Genomic DNA, 3,421 nt, shown 5'->3' on the forward strand with positions numbered 1-3,421 from the left:
CTCTTTAAGCCATCTTAAATGACTCTGAGGTGTCTGTTAAACCCGTGGCGATTCAAGTCGCGCCTTCAGGAGGTGCAGACCAAAATAGTTTTTCGCCCTGAGCCTTGAAGATGGTCAAAACGGTTGGTAATGGCTTTGGCTCGCTTAACGCAAAGACTAACTGGCGTGTTGAGTCGACCATTGCATAGTCTAAAAATGGCATATTAACCAGTATGTTACTTTCACTACATGCCCATTGAAGCAGGTCATTCTCTTTACTACAAATGAGATTTTCAATCATTGGCAAACCTCAACTTTTAAAGTTTGAGCTGTTTCAAATCACCTTCAAAAAGCCCCACAAGATAAACCCGGTATCGGGCTGGCTGCACTTCTTTATACGTTAATACAGTAGAAAACTCTTTTAAACACTTTGAACATGTGTTTTGCGAAACATTTAGTTGGCTGTCATCGTAAATAAATATATTACTGTCACTGACGAACTTCACACCTCTCATTTTCTTAGCCAGGAAGTGTTTTACCTCTTCAGAAAGCAAGTCAAACTCATATGAGTTCACGATGGAATAGATTATTACACCCTCGCATTCAGGGCATGCTATTTCTGTGCCATAATCTATAAATTCATTATCTATGCCATCCAGGACTAATATTTTCTTTTTCAGTCGATTAGTTATTTTCATTTCTTTTAAACTTTTGAATTTGTTAATCAAGTAAAGTGAGAAGAAAACGGGGCGATTTATTAATCACTAACATTATTTAATCAAACATTCCATTCGATATAAATACCACAATCGAAGCTTTTTTCATTAGACTGTACAATAATTCTTCCCCATTCATGATCCCATTGAATTCCATATGGGGGAGTGATAATTTTAAGTTTGGGATGCGAGGTTATTTCACTCTCAATCCATGCTGTCAAGCGTTGTTCTTCTTCAGATAAATTACTCAAATTGGCTCTTTTATTCCAATCTCCTAAAGTTTTATAAAAATTTCCATTCTTACTTGTAAGGAATATTGAAGGGGAAAAAGAAAACACTGAAGGCCTCAGTTCCAAAATGAAAGTTTGATCTTTCCAATCTATATTATCAATAGAGAAGTAATAATGGCCTATTGTCGTAAATGGCGAGAATAACTTGTAAAACTCCGAATTTTTAAACGTCTCTAAATCCTTTAATTCAAGGGGGTAGTTATCAATGGCCACCAAGCCACGATTAACATCAAAATGCATTTCTAACATATCTAAACCATCTTATCTGAAAGTGACTATGTTATATTCCAAACTATATATATCCCATGATTAAATGATTTTATCTCATATGAGACGGAAACCCGCCCCCATTCAAAGCGCCATCTCATCATGTCTGTTTCCGTGGTATCAGGCGTTTCCAGGTTTAATGATTCTTTCAGCCAATCAGACAAGCTTTTCACTGAGTCATTAAGCATATGAATATTAGTTCGCGCATTCCAGTCATTTAATGCGTTATAGTATTCACTATTTTTATCAACAAGATGAAGCATAAAAGGAAAACCATAGCACACTGGGCGTATAGTAACTTGAAATTCTTTGTCGAAAAACGCTACTGAGTCAACAAGGTAGTGATTCGGCATGATTTTATTTACAGCTTTGCGCTTGATTAATTCGTGGTATAAACCACTCTTACAAAAGCCTTCTTCAGTATCCATTCCCAAAGGCAGATCATCAAATATCAGATCACCGGTAATCGGATTTAAATTTAATGCAATCATGTTCCCCTGCTTTACTTTTGACTGTCTAACAAGATCTTAATGATATAACCGACTGCAACATGATAGCATTCATGTGAGGAAAGTTTTTCCGAGTAGAAATTACATTTCCTATAACCATTTCCAATGGCACCAGCATAATAATAAAGTCTTATTACCAAAGGTGCAATAAATCAATCCACATTTCTTTTTCCCCAGCAATAACGTTTATGTCATCTCTATTTTGTTTTACATACTGCATGTACGTTTCATAAATAGCTCTTATTATCACCGTTTTTTCAGAGCGAGATCCTTCAATCAAAGTCATTAGTTTTTCTAAATAAATGGATGAATCTACTCTTTCGTTGAAAAACACCTTGAGATAATCGAGTACTTCATTATATGAATCGTAGTTCATGAGAGTCATATCCTACTTCAAATACTGATTTGTTTTGGCATATCAACTTCTTGAGATGTCCTGATAGCTGTGTCTCGCTTTCCAGCAGCAGCTTGCCTCAGCCTGTTCACGCCTTCCCAGCGTATCTGCCCTTCGATATCCACTATCCGCTCTGGCGTGCCGTTGGGCTGGCAGTGGAACCAGAAGATCTCTGGGGCATTAACGTCGTCAGTATGTGCCAGCGGGTCATCACTGTCTGGTCGCAGTATAATTAGGTCATCGGCACGTCCCCGAGCACCTTCTGCAGCAGCCGGTTAGGGGTAATTTTCTCAATCGCCCTTCGAACGGATTATCATCAACGGCGAACAGGTTTTGAATAAAGTTAAAAGAAGGAAATCAGCGTAATGCGTGATATATAAAATAAAATCTGTAATTAATATATTTCTAATACCCCTCATAGAGGAGGGTAAGGATTGGGACGAGTCAAGAATCATTTACCCTTCCCCATGCATCAACCTGCTCACCTTCCATAAAAAACAAACATAATAAACAACCTGAAAAAATTAATTCCCCGCATAACTATTAGTTAGCAAAAATAAAAGTAAATATCACGTATCAAATCTCCATCCGCTTCATCAACGGTTCTTGTTTTGACTTTATTAAAGTCAGCTAAAATACCTTTCACTGGCACATCAGGCTTTGATATGTCATCATAAAATGCTTCCTGTTGACTTTCCCGAACATATTTTTTATTAAAAAAACAAGATTCTTTCGTAACTCTTCTTCTGTCATCGCTTTTACTCCGGAATTATAGTAACACGGTCAAAAACAACAGGGTAATTACGTTCGACTGGTAGCAACTGTAATGCCCCACCTTTACCATACTCAGGATATGCACTGGTGAAAAGCTCATAACCTGGCCCTCTGCCACCATTGGCAAGAGGGACTTGCACCTGAGGTATACCATTTTTATAAAGTTGTAATGTATCAAACTCACCCAGTAAACGTGCATCACTCCATGAATCAGGATTACCTTTCTCATAAAATATTTGATAGGCATCCCTGGCTTCATGTGCAGATTTATATTTCGTATATCCAAAATAACTTAATGGTGCTGATTTATTTTCCATTGTCTGTGCAGCATATTTGCTATCCATATACCGGTATGCGATAGAAGGCATAGTCGAACTAGGGCCACTTGGACCAACATAGAAATCAGGTTTTGTTTTACCGCTACACTCACGGCTCAACCGGCTTTGTTGAATAAATCAGATTTCGGGTAAGTCTCCCCCGTAGCGGGTTGTG

7 protein-coding genes are annotated in these 3,421 nt (G+C 37.9%); 1 reads left to right on the top strand and 6 read right to left on the bottom strand.

The window, feature by feature from the left end:
* Positions 1-52 precede the first annotated feature (52 nt).
* The 5 genes from HX884_RS25755 to HX884_RS25775 form a co-directional block, all read right to left on the bottom strand.
* Positions 53-280 (bottom strand): hypothetical protein, encoded by a 228-nt coding sequence (locus HX884_RS25755; protein ID WP_249166288.1) that lies wholly within the window; start codon positions 278-280, stop codon positions 53-55.
* A 16-nt stretch (positions 281-296) separates the two neighbouring features.
* A complete protein-coding gene (locus HX884_RS25760) occupies positions 297-677 on the bottom strand; it encodes a hypothetical protein (RefSeq protein WP_178328995.1) in 381 nt (126 codons plus the stop codon).
* An 80-nt stretch (positions 678-757) separates the two neighbouring features.
* Positions 758-1,234, bottom strand: a complete 477-nt coding sequence (locus HX884_RS25765) for a hypothetical protein (protein ID WP_178328996.1) — start codon at positions 1,232-1,234, stop codon at positions 758-760.
* Between the two features lie 26 nt (positions 1,235-1,260).
* The gene (locus HX884_RS25770; protein WP_045294337.1) at positions 1,261-1,743 is read right to left on the bottom strand and encodes a hypothetical protein; all 483 of its coding nucleotides are present in this window, start codon (positions 1,741-1,743) and stop codon (positions 1,261-1,263) included.
* Positions 1,744-1,894: 151 nt separating this feature from the next.
* Positions 1,895-2,137 (bottom strand): hypothetical protein, encoded by a 243-nt coding sequence (locus tag HX884_RS25775; RefSeq protein WP_045294338.1) that lies wholly within the window; start codon positions 2,135-2,137, stop codon positions 1,895-1,897.
* 92 nt (positions 2,138-2,229) lie between these two features.
* Here HX884_RS25775 and HX884_RS27405 point away from each other — a divergent pair, with 92 nt between their 5' ends.
* Positions 2,230-2,391 (top strand): hypothetical protein, encoded by a 162-nt coding sequence (locus tag HX884_RS27405; protein ID WP_235172673.1) that lies wholly within the window; start codon positions 2,230-2,232, stop codon positions 2,389-2,391.
* Positions 2,392-2,913: 522 nt separating this feature from the next.
* Here HX884_RS27405 and HX884_RS27410 read toward each other — a convergent pair.
* Complete coding sequence (locus tag HX884_RS27410; protein ID WP_178328994.1) at positions 2,914-3,273, bottom strand: hypothetical protein; 360 nt, start codon at positions 3,271-3,273, stop codon at positions 2,914-2,916.
* Positions 3,274-3,421: the final 148 nt, after the last annotated feature.

It is taken from the genome of Enterobacter sp. SECR19-1250 (genome assembly GCF_013391025.1).
GTDB classification, from domain to species: Bacteria; Pseudomonadota; Gammaproteobacteria; order Enterobacterales; family Enterobacteriaceae; genus Enterobacter; species Enterobacter cloacae.

Bases quoted from the DNA above. Each gene is read 5' to 3' on its own strand.
- HX884_RS25755 (WP_249166288.1), bottom strand. From the start codon at position 280: ATGATTGAAAATCTCATTTGTAGTAAAGAGAATGACCTGCTTCAATGG.
- HX884_RS25760 (WP_178328995.1), bottom strand. From the start codon at position 677: ATGAAAATAACTAATCGACTGAAAAAGAAAATATTAGTCCTGGATGGC.
- HX884_RS25765 (WP_178328996.1), bottom strand. From the start codon at position 1,234: ATGTTAGAAATGCATTTTGATGTTAATCGTGGCTTGGTGGCCATTGAT.
- HX884_RS25770 (WP_045294337.1), bottom strand. From the start codon at position 1,743: ATGATTGCATTAAATTTAAATCCGATTACCGGTGATCTGATATTTGAT.
- HX884_RS25775 (WP_045294338.1), bottom strand. From the start codon at position 2,137: ATGAACTACGATTCATATAATGAAGTACTCGATTATCTCAAGGTGTTT.
- HX884_RS27410 (WP_178328994.1), bottom strand. From the start codon at position 3,273: ATGGATAGCAAATATGCTGCACAGACAATGGAAAATAAATCAGCACCA.